Source organism: Actinosynnema sp. NPDC023794, assembly GCF_040639675.1.
In the GTDB taxonomy this organism is placed as follows: domain Bacteria; phylum Actinomycetota; class Actinomycetes; order Mycobacteriales; family Pseudonocardiaceae; genus Actinosynnema; species Actinosynnema luteola.
On the sequence record NZ_JBFAFR010000004.1, the window covers coordinates 362,467 to 379,373 of the forward strand.

General features: G+C 72.1%; 18 protein-coding genes. 9 read left to right on the forward strand and 9 right to left on the reverse strand.

Annotation, left to right across the window (positions count from 1 at the left end):
• Positions 1 to 26: 26 nt before the first annotated feature.
• Positions 27 to 1,214 (forward strand): amino acid deaminase/aldolase, encoded by a 1,188-nt coding sequence (locus AB0H12_RS13000; RefSeq protein WP_499622992.1) that lies wholly within the window; start codon positions 27 to 29, stop codon positions 1,212 to 1,214.
• A gap of 43 nt (positions 1,215 to 1,257) precedes the next feature.
• Here AB0H12_RS13000 and AB0H12_RS13005 read toward each other — a convergent pair whose 3' ends face one another.
• Positions 1,258 to 1,872, reverse strand: a complete 615-nt coding sequence (locus AB0H12_RS13005; RefSeq protein WP_499622994.1) for a TetR/AcrR family transcriptional regulator — start codon at positions 1,870 to 1,872, stop codon at positions 1,258 to 1,260.
• 101 nt (positions 1,873 to 1,973) lie between these two features.
• Between AB0H12_RS13005 and AB0H12_RS13010 the strand changes: the two genes are divergently transcribed.
• Genes AB0H12_RS13010 through AB0H12_RS13020 form a run of 3 tightly spaced genes read left to right on the forward strand, consistent with a single transcriptional unit; the run spans position 1,974 to position 5,240 of the window.
• A complete protein-coding gene (locus tag AB0H12_RS13010; protein WP_499622996.1) occupies positions 1,974 to 3,218 on the forward strand; it encodes a glycoside hydrolase family 1 protein in 1,245 nt (414 codons plus the stop codon).
• Between the two features lie 47 nt (positions 3,219 to 3,265).
• On the forward strand, positions 3,266 to 4,438 hold the full coding sequence (locus AB0H12_RS13015; RefSeq protein ID WP_499623180.1) for an MFS transporter: 1,173 nt from the start codon (positions 3,266 to 3,268) through the stop codon (positions 4,436 to 4,438).
• A gap of 37 nt (positions 4,439 to 4,475) precedes the next feature.
• Entirely contained in the window at positions 4,476 to 5,240 is a 765-nt protein-coding gene (locus tag AB0H12_RS13020; RefSeq protein ID WP_499622997.1) for an SDR family NAD(P)-dependent oxidoreductase, read from the forward strand.
• A 264-nt stretch (positions 5,241 to 5,504) separates the two neighbouring features.
• Here the strand turns inward: AB0H12_RS13020 and AB0H12_RS13025 are convergent, their stop codons facing one another.
• Together AB0H12_RS13025 and AB0H12_RS13030 are read right to left on the reverse strand one after the other, a co-directional pair.
• A complete protein-coding gene (locus AB0H12_RS13025) occupies positions 5,505 to 5,867 on the reverse strand; it encodes a hypothetical protein (RefSeq protein WP_230569459.1) in 363 nt (120 codons plus the stop codon).
• 13 nt (positions 5,868 to 5,880) lie between these two features.
• Positions 5,881 to 6,210, reverse strand: coding sequence for a hypothetical protein (locus AB0H12_RS13030; protein WP_499622999.1), 330 nt, complete (start codon positions 6,208 to 6,210; stop codon positions 5,881 to 5,883).
• Positions 6,211 to 6,480: 270 nt separating this feature from the next.
• On the opposite strand from AB0H12_RS13030, the gene AB0H12_RS13035 reads away from it, so the two are divergent.
• The 3 genes from AB0H12_RS13035 to AB0H12_RS13045 all read left to right on the forward strand — a co-directional run bounded on the left by AB0H12_RS13035 (position 6,481) and on the right by AB0H12_RS13045 (position 9,094).
• Positions 6,481 to 7,803 (forward strand): NsdA family TPR-like regulatory protein, encoded by a 1,323-nt coding sequence (locus tag AB0H12_RS13035; RefSeq protein WP_498771295.1) that lies wholly within the window; start codon positions 6,481 to 6,483, stop codon positions 7,801 to 7,803.
• Positions 7,804 to 7,822: 19 nt separating this feature from the next.
• Complete coding sequence (locus tag AB0H12_RS13040; RefSeq protein WP_499623182.1) at positions 7,823 to 8,713, forward strand: aminoglycoside phosphotransferase family protein; 891 nt, start codon at positions 7,823 to 7,825, stop codon at positions 8,711 to 8,713.
• A gap of 96 nt (positions 8,714 to 8,809) precedes the next feature.
• Positions 8,810 to 9,094, forward strand: a complete 285-nt coding sequence (locus AB0H12_RS13045) for a hypothetical protein (RefSeq protein WP_499623000.1) — start codon at positions 8,810 to 8,812, stop codon at positions 9,092 to 9,094.
• Positions 9,095 to 9,140: 46 nt separating this feature from the next.
• Here AB0H12_RS13045 and AB0H12_RS13050 read toward each other — a convergent pair whose 3' ends face one another.
• The 5 genes from AB0H12_RS13050 to AB0H12_RS13070 all read right to left on the reverse strand — a co-directional run bounded on the left by AB0H12_RS13050 (position 9,141) and on the right by AB0H12_RS13070 (position 12,906).
• Positions 9,141 to 9,935: an NAD(P)H-binding protein gene (locus tag AB0H12_RS13050; protein ID WP_499623001.1), complete on the reverse strand. Its 795-nt coding sequence runs from the start codon at positions 9,933 to 9,935 to the stop codon at positions 9,141 to 9,143.
• Positions 9,936 to 10,000: 65 nt separating this feature from the next.
• Complete coding sequence (locus AB0H12_RS13055) at positions 10,001 to 11,029, reverse strand: CopD family protein (RefSeq protein WP_499623003.1); 1,029 nt, start codon at positions 11,027 to 11,029, stop codon at positions 10,001 to 10,003.
• On the reverse strand, positions 11,026 to 11,580 hold the full coding sequence (locus AB0H12_RS13060; protein ID WP_499623004.1) for a copper resistance CopC family protein: 555 nt from the start codon (positions 11,578 to 11,580) through the stop codon (positions 11,026 to 11,028). The genes AB0H12_RS13055 and AB0H12_RS13060 overlap by 4 nt, the downstream gene beginning before the upstream one ends.
• The gene (locus AB0H12_RS13065) at positions 11,577 to 12,335 is read right to left on the reverse strand and encodes a YcnI family copper-binding membrane protein (RefSeq protein WP_499623006.1); all 759 of its coding nucleotides are present in this window, start codon (positions 12,333 to 12,335) and stop codon (positions 11,577 to 11,579) included. Before AB0H12_RS13065 ends, AB0H12_RS13060 begins: the two co-directional genes overlap by 4 nt.
• Before the next feature lie 49 nt (positions 12,336 to 12,384).
• The gene (locus AB0H12_RS13070; RefSeq protein WP_499623007.1) at positions 12,385 to 12,906 is read right to left on the reverse strand and encodes a hypothetical protein; all 522 of its coding nucleotides are present in this window, start codon (positions 12,904 to 12,906) and stop codon (positions 12,385 to 12,387) included.
• Between the two features lie 143 nt (positions 12,907 to 13,049).
• Here AB0H12_RS13070 and AB0H12_RS13075 point away from each other — a divergent pair, with 143 nt between their 5' ends.
• Positions 13,050 to 14,681 (forward strand): BCCT family transporter, encoded by a 1,632-nt coding sequence (locus AB0H12_RS13075; protein ID WP_499623009.1) that lies wholly within the window; start codon positions 13,050 to 13,052, stop codon positions 14,679 to 14,681.
• On the opposite strand, the gene AB0H12_RS13080 is transcribed toward AB0H12_RS13075, so the two are convergent.
• Positions 14,662 to 15,093, reverse strand: a complete 432-nt coding sequence (locus AB0H12_RS13080) for a DUF6474 family protein (RefSeq protein ID WP_499623011.1) — start codon at positions 15,091 to 15,093, stop codon at positions 14,662 to 14,664. The two genes, AB0H12_RS13075 and AB0H12_RS13080, sit on opposite strands and share 20 nt — an antisense overlap.
• Before the next feature lie 105 nt (positions 15,094 to 15,198).
• Between AB0H12_RS13080 and AB0H12_RS13085 the strand changes: the two genes are divergently transcribed.
• The gene (locus AB0H12_RS13085; RefSeq protein WP_499623012.1) at positions 15,199 to 16,833 is read left to right on the forward strand and encodes a TM0106 family RecB-like putative nuclease; all 1,635 of its coding nucleotides are present in this window, start codon (positions 15,199 to 15,201) and stop codon (positions 16,831 to 16,833) included.
• Positions 16,834 to 16,907 lie beyond the last annotated feature (74 nt).

Consider the following 16,907-nt stretch of genomic DNA (forward strand, 5'->3'; position numbering starts at 1 on the left):
TTCACCTTTCAAGTACGGTGAGGCCCATGCAGCACCGCACGCGCCTGGACGCCGCGACGGAGGAGCACGACCCCCCGCTCGCGATCGTCGACCTGGACGCCTTCGACAGCAACGCGGCCGACCTCGTGCGCCGCGCGGGCGGGCGGCCGATCCGGGTGGCGAGCAAGTCCGTCCGGGTCCGCGCGCTGCTGGAACGGGTGCTGGCCCGGCCCGGTTTCGCGGGCGTCATGTGCTACTCGCTGGCCGAGGCGCTGTGGCTGTCGTCGGTCGACCTGTCCGAAGACCTCCTGGTCGCCTACCCGACCGTCGACCAGGCGGCGCTGACCGAACTCGCCAAGGACGACAAGGCGCGGGCGAGGGTCACGATCGTGGTCGACTCGACCGCGCACCTCGACCTGGTCCACGCCGTGCTCGGGGACGACCACCCGGAGATCCGGGTGTGCCTGGAGCTGGACGTGTCCTGGCGGCCGGTGCCCGGGCTGCACATCGGCCCACGCCGGTCACCCGTGCACACGGCACGTGAAGCGCGCGCCCTGGCCGAGGCGATCGTGCGCCGGCCGGGGTTCCGGCTGGTCGGCGTGATGGGCTACGAAGGGCAGATCGCGGGCGTGGGCGACCAGCCGCCGGGCAAGCCGGTGCGCGGCGCGGTCTTGCGCTGGATGCAGCGGCACTCGGCCGCCGAGCTGGTCGAACGCCGCACCGTCGCGGTCGCCGCCGTGCGCCAGGTCGCCGACCTGGAGTTCGTCAACGGCGGCGGCACGGGCAGCCTGGAGATCACCGCCGCCGACCCGTCGGTCACCGAGCTCGCGGCCGGCTCCGGGCTCATCGGCCCGACCCTGTTCGACGGCTACCGCGGCTTCCAGCCCAAGCCTGCCGTGCTGTTCGCCCTGCCGGTGGTGCGCAGGCCGAAGCGGCACGTGGCCACGTTGTTCTCCGGCGGTTACATCGCCTCCGGCACCGCGACCCCCGACCGCCAACCCACCCCGTACCTGCCGGTCGGCCTGAAGCTGCTGCCGCTGGAGGGCGCCGGCGAGGTGCAGACCCCGGTGGTGGGTCGGGCGGCCGACTCGCTGCGCCTCGGCGACCGCGTGTGGCTGCGGCACGCCAAGGCGGGCGAGCTGGCCGAGCGGTTCACCCACTACCACGTCGTCCGCGGCGGCGTGGTGGAGCGGACCGTGCCCACCTACCGAGGCGAGGGACACTCGTTCGGGTGAAAGAAAGGGCTCGGAAGCTGACCCGGAAGCCCGCCGACCCGACCTAGTCCGGAAGCCGTGTCGACAAGTACCCGCGGACCAGGGCCTTCGCCTCCTCGAGGATCCGCTGGTCACCGGCCGGGTCGCGGCGGAACGCCAGGTTCAGCACGCCGTCCGCCGCCTCGACCGCGATCGAGATCGGCAGCTGCAGCTCGGCGAGCGGGATGTCGAACTTCGCCGAGATCATCTCCGCGATGCGGTCGGAGATGACCGTGTTGTTGTCGCGCCGGTCGTCGAGCAGCCGCATGTCGACGACGTCGCCGAAGTGCAGCTTCGAGAACGCGGGCACCTCGCGGTGCATCGAGACGTACACGTCGAAGATCGAGTCGACGGCGTCCCACCAGTGGTCGAGGGTCGTCGAGGTGAACCGGCCGTCCACCGTCTGGATGAACTTCTCCAGGTTGCGCAGGGTCAGCGCCTGCACGACGGCCCGTTTGTCGGGGAAGAACTGGTAGAGCGAGCCGACCGCGACACCCGCGCGCTCGGCGATCAATGTCGTGGTGACTCCGTCGTAGCCGACCTCCTCGATGAGCTGTGCGCAGGCCTCGAGCATCCGCTCGACGCGCTTGGCGCTGCGCTGCTGCACCGGCTGACGGCGCAGCGGGGTCGTACTGGTCACGGCGACTCCTGCTGAATGGGTGGCGGGACTCCATAGTGCCCGGTAATGGACCTTTCCACTTCACTTCACGGCGCAACACGCCTACGATCCGAATCACTTTCATGTTTCGGGAGGCTTGCGTGACCCTGTCCGACGACTTCCTGTGGGGCGTGTCGACCTCCGCCTTCCAGATCGAAGGCTCGTTCACCGCCGCCGGCAGGCAACCGTCCGTGTGGGACCGGTTCCCGGCGTTCGAGGGGCACGACGCCTCCGTCGCGTGCGACCACTACCGCCGCTACCGCGAGGACGTCGGCCTGATGCGGTCCCTCGGCGTCGGCGCCTACCGGTTCTCCGTGTCGTGGCCGCGGGTGCTCGCGGGCGACCTGGGGTTCTACGACCGGCTGGTGGACGAGCTGCTGGAGTCCGGCATCGCGCCCGTCGTCACGCTGTACCACTGGGACACGCCGCTGGCCGTCGAGGACGAGGGCGGCTGGCTCGCCCGCGACACCGCGCACCGGTTCGCCGAGTACGCCGAGCGGGTCGCCGCGCGCCTGGCCGACCGGGTCGCGATGTGGATCCCGATCAACGAGCCCGCGATGGTCACCCTGCTCGGGTACGCCACCGGGCAGCACGCGCCGGGCAAGGCGCTGCTCTTCGACGCCCTGCCGACCGCCCACCACCTCAACCTCGCGCACGGGCTCGCCGTGCAGGCGCTGCGCTCCGCCGGAGCGCGCGCCGTCGGCACGGCCAACAACCACACGCCCGCGTGGCCCGCCACCCCGGCCGACGGGCCCGCCGCCGAGGCCTACTCCGATCTGCACAACTGGCTCTACGCCGACGCGCAGCTGGCCGGCCGCTACCCGGACTCGCTGGCCGACCGCTTGCCGATCGTGGACGGCGACCTGGCGATCACCTCCGCGCCGCTCGACTTCTACGGCGTCAACTACTACAACCCGACCCGGCTGCGGCTGCCGTCCGAGGGCAACCCGCTGCCGTTCGAGCTGGTGGACGTCGACGAGTACCCGAAGACCGGCTTCGGCTGGCCGGTCGTGCCGTCCGGGCTGTCCGAGATGATCTCCCGGTTGCGAGATCGATTTGTCGACTTGCCGCCTGTCTACGTGACGGAGAGCGGGTGCAGCTACCCGGACTCGCTCCACGACACCGAGCGGATCGCGTACCTGGACGCGCACATCGCGGAAGCTCTGAAGGCGGACGTGCGCGGGTACTTCGTGTGGTCCCTGATGGACAACTTCGAGTGGGACTCGGGGTACTCGCAGCGGTTCGGCCTCGTCCAGGTCGACTACGACACGCAGCAACGCACCCCGCGTGCCTCGTACGAGTGGTACCGCGATCGGATCAGGCGGTGACGGCGGAGGCGTTGGCGGAACCGGCCGTCCCCGTCCGCCGGTCGTGGATGACGTGGCTGTTCCTGGCCAACCTCGGCCTCTGGCTGGCCATCTACGCGCCGATCCAGGTGTTGCTGCCGCAGCAGGCCGAGCTGCTCGACTCCACCGCGAAGGAAGCGGTGTTCGGCCTGGTCACGGGTGTGGGCGCGCTCGTGGCGCTGGTCGCGAACCCGTTGATCGGGCTGTCGTCGGACCGCACCACGTCCCGGTTCGGCCGGCGGCACCCGTGGACGCTCGCGGGCGCGCTCGTCGGCGCCGTCGGCCTGGTGGTGCTGTCGTCCGCGTCATCCGTCGGTGTGATGGTGATCGGGTGGTGCCTGGTGCAGGCCGGGCTGAACGGGATGCTCGCCAGCCTCACCTCCGCCGTGCCCGACCGGGTGCCCGTGCGGCAGCGGGCCAAGGTGGGCGGACTCGTCGGCGTCTCCCAGATGCTCGGCACGGTGCTCGGCGCGGTCGTGGTGACGGTGCTGGTCAGCGGCCTGGCGAACGGGTACCTGGCGTGCGCGGCGCTGGTCGTGGCCGGTGCGCTGGCGTTCGTGCTGATCACCCCGGACGTCCGCCTGCCGCCCGCCGCCCGCCCGGCGCTGCGGTGGCGCGAGCTGTGGGTGTCGCCGAGGCGGCACCCGGACTTCGCCTGGGCGTGGTGCGCGCACTTCATGATCAACCTGGGCAACGCGTTCGGCACGCTCTACCTGCTGTACTTCCTCGGCGACGTGGTCCGGCACCCGGAACCCGAGAACGGCCTGCTGGTGCTGATGCTGCTCTACGGCGTGGCGCTGGCGATCGGCGCGTTCGCCGTCGGCGCCCACTCCGACCGCGCCGGCCGTCGCAAGCCGTACGTGCTCTTGGCGGCCGGCGTGATGGCCGTGGCGGCGATGCTGCTGGTCGCGTGGCCGACGTGGCCGGCCGCGCTGATCGCCGCGCCGCTGCTCGGGCTCGGCTTCGGCGCGTACTGGGCGGTGGCGCTGGCCCTGCTGACGCAGGTGCTGCCCGCCGCGTCGGACCGGGCCAAGGACCTCGGCGTGCTCAACATCGCCAACTCGCTGCCCCAGGTGCTCGCGCCGCTGCTGACGACGTTCGTGCTGGCGTCGCTCGGCGGGTACCGGGGGTTGTTCGCCGTGTCGGCGGTCGCCACGCTGTGCGCGGCGGCGCTCGTGACCAGGGTTCGTTCAGTGGCTTAGGGGGAGTTCGTTGCGGTTGGCGGGTAAGGCGGTCGTGGTGACCGGTGCGTCGCAGGGCATCGGCGCGGCGACGGCCCGGACGCTCGCGAGGCGCGGTTCGGTTGTCGTGCTCGTGGCACGCAGCGGTGAAGCGCTCGACGAGCAGGTCGAACGGATCACGGCGACCGGTGGGCGTGCGCTCGCCGTGTCGGCGGACCTCGCGGACGTCGACGGTATCCGCACGCTCGCCGAACGGGTGGTCGCGGAGGTCGGCGTGCCGGACGTGCTGGTCAACAACGCGGGCGTCGGCCGCTGGCTGTTCCTCGACGAGACGCCGACCCCCGAGCTGGCCGGGATGATCGCCCTGCCGTTCACCGCCGCACTGCACCTGACCAGGGAGTTCCTGCCCGGGATGCGGGCGCGCGGCTCGGGGCGGGTGGTCAACGTCAACTCACCGGTGTCCCGCCTGCCGATCCCCGGCGCGACCGGGTACGCGGCGGCCCGCTACGCGTTGCGCGGGATGACCGCGGCGCTGCGGATGGACCTGCGCGGCACCGGGGTCGGGGTGAGCGAGGTCGTGCCGGGCAAGGTGAGCAGCAGGTACTTCGTCAACAACCCCGGCGCCGAGGAGCGGATCCCGCGGCTGGCCAGGATGATCCCGACCGTGACGCCGGAGGCGGTCGCGGCGCGGATCGCCGACGTGGTGGAGCGGGAGCGGGACGAGGCGGTGTTCCCGTGGCAGCTCAGGGCGTTCGACGTGGCCGGCCGGCTGTTCCCGGGGGTGACCGGGTACCTGACCTGGCTGACCGGCACCCACCGCTGACCTCGTGAAACGGTCCCGATGTCCGCGCGGGAGGGGCGGACATCAGGACCGGGTTGGTGCCCGCGGACCAGTGCCGGTCGGGGAGGGAAGGTGTGCACGACACCGGCCCGCGGATGACTGTGGAGTTGTGGCTGTGCGGAGCTGTGCTGTAGCTGGCCGGCGGTCCGTTCGTCGCGGTCGGGGGTTCGCACGTCCCGGACCGCCGGCCAGTAGGCGGGTGCTCGACCTGGTCGCGTCGGGGGAACGACAGGTCGGGGCCGCCCGTTAGTGGGCTCGGGCCACCATTCCCCGGCGCGAACGCGTGACAGGAGGCGTCACCGGCGCCGATCGGAGGTGCCGAGCCGGGCGCGGGGCCAAACCGCCCGCGACCAGGTGTTCGTACGCGGCGCGCCACACCGAGCAGGGGCTCTTCTGCTGCCGCCACCGTCCGGAGCACTCGGGGCAGTTGCCCTTCTCGTCCGGTTCGTGCGCGGCGAGCAGGGCCCGCCACCCCTCGGTCAGCCGAGGGAGCTCGGAACGTGCCACCGACAGGAGGGACGGGGCGTCGGCCTCGTTGGCCAGCTCTGTGAGCAGGTCCAACCGCTCCCACACCGCGTTGCGAAGAACTTGTCCGAGGATCTCGTCCACCGAAACGTCACCGTCACCTTTCCGCCTGCTCGGCGGCCTCACGTAGCGCGGCCCTGAGTTGTACGAGTTGGTCGGCCGAGAGGACCGCCGTCTCGCCGGGAGGACCGACCAGGACCACGCGGCCCCGGTCGACCATCACGGTGAGGCAGCGCTCCCGGTCGACCACGTCGCTGCAGCGAATCCGCCACCAGCGACGGTGCCCGGTCGTGCCGCGCCATCCGGAGTCGAGGTCGGTCGACTCCTGGACAGACAGGGATGCGGGAGAGGCGTCGGTCGTGGCCACGGCAGGCGCCGCCGACCCACCAGGGGTGGTCACCGCCCGCTCGATCAGGTCCACGACCATGTTCCTCTCCGTGCTCGCTCGCTTACCGGAACCTAGATTGCGATGATTCAACCCGGATCGGGACGTCACAGCGCTGGCCGGTGGCCGTTCCACGGTAAGCGGTCAGCGGAGTTCGGCAGGGCCGATCAGCCTCGCCGATCGGTACTTCTCGCAGTCGGGGGAGTGCCCCTACTCTGCCGTTGACGCCCAAAGGACTGTGAGGGGGCGCAATTGAACACCATCGGTTCGCCAAGCTCTCCTGTTACCCCAGACGTGTGGGACCAGCAGGAGATGCGTGACGCCCTGGCCAGACGAGAGATCAGCGCGGTCTACCGGCTGCTCCGACGGCACGGTGTCTCGCAGCGCCAGATCGCGGCGCTGACGGGCCAGTCGCAGTCCGAAGTCTCGGAGATCCTCAAGGGACGCCAGGTCATGGCCTACGACGTCCTCGCGCGGATCGCCGCGGGCTTGGGCGTACCCAGGGGGTACATGGGCCTCGCTTACGACGAGGCCACGGCAGTGAGGGTGGCCGCCACGGCGGAGTCACCCCATTCTGAGGAGGACGAGTCGGTGAAGCGAAGGAAGTTCCTCGCGCACGCCGCCGCCATCACCGTCGGCGCGGCCGTGTTCGGTACGGACTCCGGGTCTTGGGCTTCATCGCCCGCGCAGACTCCGGCCCCTGGCCGCATCGGCATGACCGACGTCCGACAGGTCGAAGCGGCCACCAGGGCGTTGCGCACGCTCGACTACCAGTACGGCGGCGGCTCGTGCCGCGACGCGGTGGTCGCCCAGCTCTCGTGGGGCCAGCAGATGCTCGGGGCGAACGCGACCGACCTGGTCAAGGAACGCCTGTACGTCGCGCTCGCCGACCTGCACAACCTGGCCGGGTGGACCTCGTTCGACACCGGCCTGTACGACTCGGCCCGCAACCACTTCGGCCAGGCGCTCGGCCTCGCGAAGCAGGGGCGCAAGGAAGAGCTCGTGGCCAACATCCTGTACCGGATGGGCCGCGTCTACCTGCACCAGAACGCGCCCGACGACGCGTTGAAGGTGTTCCAGCTCGGCCAGCTGGCCGCGCAGAACTCCGGCTCGGAGCTCGCCGTCGGCATCCTGTGCGCCAACGAGGCGTGGGCCTACGCGAAGATGGGCTCCGACGACCAGGCGCTGAAGCTGCTCGGCCGGGCGCGCGACGAGTTCGCCCGCGCCAACATCGGCGAGGCGCCCGCGTGGGCGAAGTTCTTCGACGCCAACGACCTGTCCGCGATGATCGGCACCGTGCACACGGAGCTGGCGCAGACCGTGGACGCGAAGTACACGCGCACCGCGGTGCCCGCGTTGACCAAGGCCATCGGCGGCTACGGCGAGGACATGACCCGCAGCCGGTCGTTCAACCTCACCTCCCTGTCGATCAACCACCTGCTCGACGGCGACATCGACCACGGCGCGCGGCTCGGCCGGCAGGCGATCGAGCTGTCCGAGGGCCTGAAGTCGGTCCGCACGAAGGACCGGATGAAGCCGCTGCAGCACGAAGCCGAGAAGCGCCGGAACAACCCCGACGCCCGCGAGCTGGCCGAACGCCTTGCCAAGTTCACCGGCAACGACAGCGCGGCCTGAGCTGCGGGGAGCCGGGACCCTGGACGGCAGGTTCACCTCCGCCGCGCTGACCGCCGTGCTGAGGCGGCTGTGCGCCGAACTGGGGTTGGCGCACCGCGGCGCGCGGCTGGTGAAGTTCACCAGCAACGCCGTGTTCGAGCTGCCCGCCGACCGGGTGGTGGTGCGGATCGTCGGCTCGACGACGCTGCGCCACCGGGCGGTCAAGGTGGTCGAGGTCGCGCGGTGGCTCGCCTCGCACGACGTGCCCGCCGTGCGGCTGGTCGAGGGCGTGCCGCAGCCGTTGGCGGTCGGCGAGCACCTGGCCACGGTGTGGCACACGGTGCCGTCCGGCGGCAGGCCGGTCGACGGCCGTGACCTGGGCCGGGTGCTGCGCCAGGTGCACGCGCTGCCCGCGCCGGAGTTCGAGCTGCCGCGCTGGGCGCCGCTGGACGACGTGCGCCGGCGCATCGCGGACGCCGAGGAGCTGTCAGCGCCGGACCGCCGGTTCCTGGAGGACCGGTGCGCCGAGGCCGACGACCGCCTGGCCGAGCTGCGGGCCGTGCTGCCGCAGGGCGTGGTGCACGGCGACGCGCACCTGGGCAACCTGATCCCCAGTCCCGACGGCCCGGTGATCTGTGATTTCGACTCCACCAGCGTCGGGCCGCGCGAGTGGGACCTGAGCACCCTGCCGGTCGGCGTCGCCCGCTTCGGCCACCCCGTCGAGTGGTACCGGCAGCTGGCCGACGAGTACGGCTTCGACGTCACCCGGTGGGCCGGTTTCCCGGTGTTGCGCGAGGTCAGGGAGCTGAAGCTGACCACGAGCGTGTTGCCGATCATGCGCAGCCACCCCGGCGTGCGCGAGGAGCTGCGCAGCCGGCTCAAAGCGTTGCGCGCCGGCGACACCACGACCCCGTGGACCCCCTACCGCTGAACCGGGGGTCGTGGGGGAACGAACCGGTAACGCTCGGCGCGCGTTTCACGACTGAGGCAGCGAAGGATGGCGTGACGGGGTCGGCGAGGTGTGCGAGTGGTCGGGAATCTGCCGGTGTTGCGGCGAAGGCGAGCCCTGCGGGCCGCCCGCATGTTGGACGAGGTCGTGGACACGCAGTTGCCGTTCCTGGCGTCGTTCGACGAGCAGCGGCGGCGCCGTTCGGCGACCTACCTTGCCGAACTGGTGAAGCTCGCGCGGGACTACCGGTACTTCGCCAACGGCTGGATCGACGCCAAGGAGCTCGATCGGCGTGGTCAGGACGCGATGGCGGCGCTGACCCGGCTCCGCGAGGACTCTTCCGCCCGACCGGTCACCGACTAGGGCGTTCGGCGCAGCTCGTCGCACCGAACGGACCACTCGCCGACGGTCAGCCGCGCCAGGCACCCCCTTCCCACGCTTCGACCGCGTAGTCGTGGAAGCTCTTGGGCCCACGTCCGGCTACCCGGGCGACGGTGTCGGTCGGCTCGCCGTCGGCCAGCGCGTCCCACGCCCGGATCTGCTCCTCGGCCAGGTCGGCGGGCACGACGGCCCGGTAGTCGTCGGGCGTGCCGCGGAAGTCGACCTGCCGGCCGGTGACCCGGGCGAGCACGTCGAGCGCCTGCGGGAACGACAACGCCTCGGGCCCGGTGACCTCGTAGACCTCGCCCTCGTGCCCGTCCTCGGTCAGCGCGGCGACGGCCACCGCGGCGATGTCGCCCGCGTCCACGAACGCCTGGTGCTTCTCGCCGAGGGGCAGCACCAGCTCGCCCGCGAGCACCGAGGGCCGGAAGAACCCCTCGTCGAAGTTCTGGTCGAACCAGTCCGGCCGCAGCACGGTCCACCCGACGCCGGACTCGCGCACCAGCCGTTCGGCGGCGAGCAGCCGTTCGTCCCGCATCTCCACCACGCCGCGGGTGGACAGCAGCACGAACCGCCGCACGCCCCGTGCCACGGCCTCGTGCACGAACGCGGGCTCGATGGGCAGCTCGTGCGGCGCCATCAGGTAGACCCGCTCGACGCCGTCCAGCGCGCCCGCCCACGTGCCGGGGTCGGACCAGTCGAAGCGCACCTCGCCCCGGCGTGACGCCCGGCGCACGGCGTGGCCGGCTCCGGAGAGCCGCGCGGCCACCCGCCTGCCGGTCGAGCCGGTGGCACCCAGTACCAGGATCGGTTGATCAGCCATGGATCGAACCAACCACAGGGGTCCGACATCCTCGCGTCGTCGCCCGGCGCCCGCCGGGTGACGGCTCAGGCGACCGGGGCCCGGGAGAGCACGACCGCCAGGCCGAACGCGACGCCCATCACGGCCAGCTCGAACGCGGCCCAGCCGACGATCGCCGTCGTCTTGTGCTGCGCGATGCGCGGCAGGAACCGCCACCGGATGTTCGCGCCGAGCACGGCCAACAACGCGGCGCACACGACCTTGCCGACCAGGACCAGGCCGTAGGACGTGGTGAAGAGCGAGCCCGGCAGCCCGACGACCGGGTTCAGCGCCAGCTCCAGCAGGCCGTTGAACAACCCCGTCACCGACACCAGGACCAACGCGATGGTGGCCAGCTTCGAGAACTTCGGCAATGCCTCGGCCAGCAGCCCCCGCCGGTGGGCGACCAGCACGACCAGCGCCGCCAGGCCGCCGGTCCACGCCGCCGCGCCGAGCACGTGCAGCTCCATCGAGATCATGGAGTAGTCGTGGTACTTCCAGTTCGACGCGTGGCCGGTCACCGGCAGCGGCAGCAGGCCGAACATGGCGATCAGGATGCGCAGCTCCGCCGGCACCGACTCGCCCCGGCGCACGGCCATGACGCCGATCCACAGGTACACGAGCGCGCACACGGCGCTGAACAGCAGTCCCTGCCCGGCGCCGACGCGCTGCACGTAGTCCACGACCATCGGCATGGTCAGCTCCGCGTCCGGGCGCGTCTCGTACGCCCGGATCACGATCGACACCAACGCGGTGAACGCCCACACCGCCGCCGCGACCACGGCGGCGGGCCGGGCGATCCGCATCACCGGCTCGGTGATGGCGGGCCGGCTGAACCCGAGCAGCTTCGGCAGCAGCGAGAGGCCGACGACGATCGTCGCGGCCAGGTCGAGCAGCGTTCGCACCAACGGGTGGCCGAACCGGACCACCACCCCCGGTTCGGCCACGCCCACCGCTTCCGGTGTGGTGGACAGGCCGAAGCCCAGGAACACGCCGACGGCCCCGCCTGCCAGCAGGCCGCCGACGACCCAGTACCTGTTCGAGGTGGTCGTGGTGGTGGTCCGGTTCGCGGTCATCGCCGGGTGCTCTCCTCCGCGCCGCCGCGCAGCGCGAGGAACGCGCCACCGGCCAGCAGCACGGCCGCGCCGACGATCCACACCCAGATGGGCACGCCGCCCGACCCGGACGACGGCGAAGCCGGGTCCTGCGCGGCCGACGAGGACGCGGGCGCGGGCGTGCCGCTGCCCTCCTTCGTCAGGGTGAACTTGAGCGAACCCGTCACCGGGTGCCCGTCCGCGGAGAGGATCCGGTAGCCCACGGTGTACTCGGCGGCCGGGCCCAGCGGGCGGACCGGGAAGACGACGCTGTTGTTCTTGACCGTCGGCTCGCCGTCCGCTTCCCAGCGCGTGCCCCCGGGCCCGGTGACGGTGATCGTGTTGAACTTCTCCCCGGCCTGCACGGCCTGGTCGAAGGTCAGCGTGATCGCCGCCGGCCCGGCCTCCAACCGCGACCCGTCCTTGGGGTCGCTGCTGACCAGCACGTTGTGCGCGAACGCGGGCGTGGCCGTGCCGAGCACGACCGCACCCGCGACGAGGCCGGTCAGCAGCAGCGAGACGACGCGCCTCATGCCGTCGGCTTGCCCGCGCGGCGGGACCGCAGCACGGCTCCCGCACCCAACCCGAGCCCCAGCGCGCCGACCGCCAGGCCGGCGCCGCCGAGCCAGCGGGCCGTGTCGTCGGTCGAGCCGGCCGCCGCTGCGTCGTGCCCGTCGTCCGCGACCGCCGTCGCGGTGGCCGTCCCGTGCGCGTCGCCGTCGGTCTTGGCGACGAGCTTCAGCACGGGCGCGGGGCGTTCCGGCTCGTCGGCGCCCTCGGCGGGGGGCGGCGCGTTCCAGTCGACGACCTCGCCGCTGTCGTAGGTCTGCTTGGTGGGCAGCAGCAGCTGGTCGGTGTTGTCCGGCAGCGGCCCGATGGACAGGTCGAACTCGTTGAACTGGCCGGGTTCGATGCGGTTGCCCGGGTCGGCGGTCCACGTGACCGTGCGCACGGCCTCGGTGACCTCGCGGCCGTGGCTCTTGACGGGCGTGGCCAGCTTCTCCTTGACCGCCTCGACCTTCCAGCCGGGCGTCGGCTTGGTGCTGACGGAGGCCAGCGGGTACTCGGCGGGCAGGGTCAGCTCCAGCTTGACCGTGCCCGAGTCGGGGCGTTCGTTGGGCACGCGCAGCGTGACCTTGGTGTACCCGCCCTGCACGGCGTCCTTCGGCGTGGACGCCGTGACGTGGGCGGACGCCAGGCCCGCGGTGGTCAGCGCGAGGATCGCGGCGGCGCCGAGCACGGCGCCGCCCTTGGCGAGCGTGCGCGCGCCAAATCGCTTTGTCGACATGAAGTGGTGGCTCCTGAGACCTGAGGTGTGCTTCTGGGGACCCGGGTGATCAGGAACCGGGAGGACCGCGGCGGCCGTGCACCCGTCGCAACACCACGTCGACCAGCACGTTCGCCGTCGACGAGGGGGTGGGCGCCCACAGCGCGCCGATCGGCGCGACCGGCGCGTGCGGCGGCAGCAGCCGGGTCACCACGCCGACCAGCGCCTGCAGCACGGCGTCGGCGCGGGCCAGCAGCAGGCCGGTGAGCAGGGCGGCGAGGGCGTGCGCCGCGGTCATGGCGGTCGGGCTGAACCCGAGGCCGGGCCCGTCGGCGGCGTGGTGGCCGAGGTTGAGCAGCGCGTGCTGCCCGAGTTGCGCGACACCCAGCGCGGCGAGGATGGTCCACGGTCGGCGTCCGCGTTCGGCGAGCGCGGTGCCCGCGAAGGCGACGAGCAGCGTCAGCGGCAGCGCGGGCGCGAACTCGGTGATCGAGCCGCCCGCCGCGCCGTGGGCGGTGACGCTGAGCGCGGCGGAGGTGACGGCCAGCAGGACGGCCCGCGCGAGGCGGGTCGGTGCGGGCCGGCTGGTCATACTCCAGAGAGTAGGAGGTCGCGCCGCCCCGGCGTCAGCCCCCACGGGTCGGAGTGGGTTTGCCCTACTCCGTTCGGGGGTAGTGGTTACCCGTGACGACCGAGAGTAAACCTGTCAAAGAGCCGTTGCCCGGTGATCCGAAGGTGGATCGACCAGGGCGGACGGACCGCGTGGTGTTCGGTGTCGCCGCAGTTGTCACCCTCGGGTTCGTCGCGTGGGGCATCCTCGGCACGGCATCGTTGGCCACGGCGTCGAAAACGGCCCTGACCTGGGTCATCGGCAACCTGGGCTGGGCGTTCGTGCTCAGCGCGTCGGGCTTCGTGCTGTTCGCCCTGTGGCTCGCGGTGAGCCGCTACGGCCGCATCCCGCTCGGCCGCGACGACGAGCCTCCGGAGTTCCGCACGATCTCGTGGGTCGCGATGATGTTCAGCGCGGGCATGGGCATCGGGCTGATGTTCTACGGCGTGAACGAGCCGTTGTCGCACTTCGTGCAGCCGCCGCCCGGCACCGTCGAGGGCGGCTCCGACCAGGCGTTGCAGACCGCGATGGCGACCACCCTGTTCCACTGGACGCTGCACCCGTGGGCGATCTACGCCGTCGTCGGCCTGGCCATCGCCTACGGCAGCTTCCGCCGCGGTCGCAGCCAGCTGATCAGCGCGGCGTTCGCCCCGCTGCTGGGCAGGCGGCGCGCCGAAGGGCCCGCCGGTCGCGCGATCGACGTGCTGGCGATCTTCGCCACCCTGTTCGGCTCGGCCACCTCGCTGGGCCTCGGCGCGCTCCAGATCGGCAGCGGCCTGCAGGTCGCGGGCTGGCTCGGCGAGGTCGGCAACGGCATCGTGGTCGGTGTCATCGCCGTGCTGACCATGGCGTTCGTCGCCTCGGCCGTGTCCGGCGTGGCCAAGGGCATCCAGTGGCTGTCGAACATCAACATGGTGCTCGCCGTGGTGCTGGCCGCGTTCGTGTTCGTGGTCGGGCCGACGGTGTTCGTGCTGAACCTCGTGCCCGCCGCGATCGGCGACTACTTCCGCGAGCTGGCCGACATGGCGGGCCGCACCGCCGCGTCCGGCGGCGACGCCACCGAGACGTGGCTGTCCGGCTGGACGATCTTCTACTGGGCGTGGTGGATCTCGTGGACGCCGTTCGTCGGCATGTTCATCGCCCGCATCAGCCGGGGTCGCACGATCCGGCAGTTCGTGGCCGGCGTGATCGGCGTGCCCAGCCTGGTGAGCCTGGGGTGGTTCTGCGTGTTCGGCGGCACGGCGATCTTCGTGCAGCGGTCCGGCACGGACCTCGCCGGCACGGCCTCCCCGGAGGGCCAGCTGTTCGGGCTGCTCGACCAGTTCCCGCTGGCCTCCGTCGCCGGGGTGGTGGTGATGCTGCTGGTGGCGATCTTCTTCGTGTCCGGCGCGGACGCCGCGTCCGTGGTGATGGGCACGCTGTCGCAGCGCGGCTCGATCCGGCCGTCGAAGCCCGTGGTCGTGTTCTGGGGCGTGCTCACCGGTCTCGTCGCGGCGGTGATGCTCCTGGTCGGCGGGACGAGCGCGCTGACCGGGCTGCAGAACCTCACGATCATCGCCGCGCTGCCGTTCATGGTCGTCATGGTGGGGCTGTGCGTGTCGCTGGCCCGTGACCTGCGCAGCGACCCGCTGATCCGGCGGGAGGAACGGGTCGCCGAGGTGATGGAGGAGGTCACCGCGCACTACGACCCGGCAGACCCCAACCCGGAGGAGATCGCCTACCGGACCGTGGAGGAACTCACACGCCGAGGCGTTTGAGCAGGTCGGCTTCCATCGCGTCCAGGTCGACCGAGACCGCGCGGTGCGCCGCCTTGCGCCGCGGTGCGGGCATCCGCTCGGACGCCCGCACCGCGGCCAGCAGCTGCGCCAGGCGCTTCTCGGTGTCCTGGACGTAGGTCGGCTCGGTGTCGCGGAGCTGGGCGAGCGCGTCGGCGAACCCGGCGATGCGGGCGTGCAGGCGCGCGCCCTTGCCCGAGTACCTGGTCAGCTGGTCGACCGGCACGCCGAGCCGTGCCGCCCGGTAGTGGTCGTAGCGGTCGCTCAGCAGCGCCGCGGCGCGGGCCGCGACCGGCGCCATCACCGGGATCAACGTCGGCGCCAGCACCTTGGCCACGCCGACGAGGTTCTTCACCCTGCCGGGGGTGAACCCCTTGCCCTTCTCGCGCGCCATCGCCGCACCTCCTGTGCCTGACCCTAGAGCCGTTCCGGCAAAAGATCGACTCGACTCCGCGAGGTTGCCGGTACAACAGCGCGCCCGGCGTCATACGCTGCACCGGTGACTTCCCAGGTGCAGCTCGACGCCGGTGTGGTCACTCGTTGCCGGCGGCGGGTGCACCTCGAACACGATCCGACCATGCGTGACGTGCCCAGACTGCCGCCGGACCCGACCGGTCAGCAGCGCAAGGCCGACGCGAACGACCACCGGCGCGCGGTCGCGACCGCGCTGGGCCGGGTCGTCGGGTCCGACCTGATGGAAATTCCGCAGGACGTGCCGTCGGCCGACCGCGAGCGCGTCACCGCCGCCGCGATGCAGGCCGGTGTGCCGTACATCTGGGGTGCGGCGCTGCCCCGTGACCCGCTGGGCGGTCGGCGCGGCGGCATCGACCTGCTGGTCAAGGAGACGACCGGGTACGTGCCGGTGCTCGTGGTCCGGCACAAGGTCAGCGACCCGGGTCAGGGCGCGCGCACGTCACCGCTGTCGCACCCGCTGCCGGGCGGCGCGCGGGTCGACCCGCTGCGCAAGGTCCGGCCCCAACCTCGTGACCAGCTCCGGCTGGCGCACGCGCAGCGGCAGCTCCAGGCGTCCGGCTTCGCCGCGCGGGGCCGGGCGACCGGCGGTGTGATCGGCATGGACGCCGACGTCGTCGTGTGGCACGACCTCGAAGCGCCGACCTGGCCCGGCGGCAAGAACGCGCTCGCCGAGTACGACACCCGGTTCGCCGACCGGCTGGCCGTGGCGTCCGCCGCCGCCACCGGCGCCGACCCGCAGGCCCGCCCGACCCGGATCGTGGAGTGCCGCAGCTGCCCGTGGTGGCCGGTGTGCGAGACCGACCTGAAGACCGCGCGCGACGTCAGCCTCGTGGTGCGCGGCGAGGACGCCGCGGCGCTGCGCAAGGTCGGCGTCCACACGGTCGACGAGCTGGCCGCGCTCGACCCGGACGAACAGGTCGTCCCCCTGGTCGGGATGCTGTACTCGGACGCGGTGATCCTCGCCCGCGCCTGGCTGCGCGACCTCACCGTGGTGCGCCGCGTGTCCCGGATGGAGGTGCCGCGCGCCGACGTCGAGGTCGACGTGGACATGGAGAGCTTCGGCGACCTCGGCGCGTACATGTGGGGCTGCTGGCTGTCCGGGCAGGACGTCGGCGAGGAGCACGGCTACCGCGCGTTCGCCACCTGGGACCCGCTGCCGTGCGCGGACGAGGCCCGGTCGTTCGCCGAGTTCTGGGGCTGGCTGACGGGCGTGCGGCTGCGCGCCCGCGCACGTGGCCTGTCGTTCAAGGCCTACTGCTACAACGAGCTCGCGGAGAACCGCTGGCTGCTCGGGTCGGCCGAGCGGTTCAAGGGCCGGCCCGGCATCCCCACCGTGGCGCAGGTGCGGGAGTTCATCACGTCCGACTCGTGGGTCGACCTGTTCGGCATCGTGCAGGACCAGTTCCTGTGCGCGCACGGCAAGGGCCTGAAGACCATCGCGCCGGTCGCCGGCTTCCGCTGGCGCGACCCGGAGGCGGGCGGCGAGAACTCGATGCGCTGGTACCGCGACGCCGCGGGCATGGACGGCCGACCGCCGGACCCCGACCAGCGCCGCCGGCTGCTGGAGTACAACGAGGACGACGTCCGCGCCACCCACACCCTGAGGCTGTGGATGACGTCGGACGCCATGGACGACCTGCCGTTCGCCGGGGATTTGTGACTGCGTCGGATCGCGCCGCCTCCGGCGTCGCGGGCGAGGTCGCCCTACCGGACCACCACGCGAGGTCGCGTCGA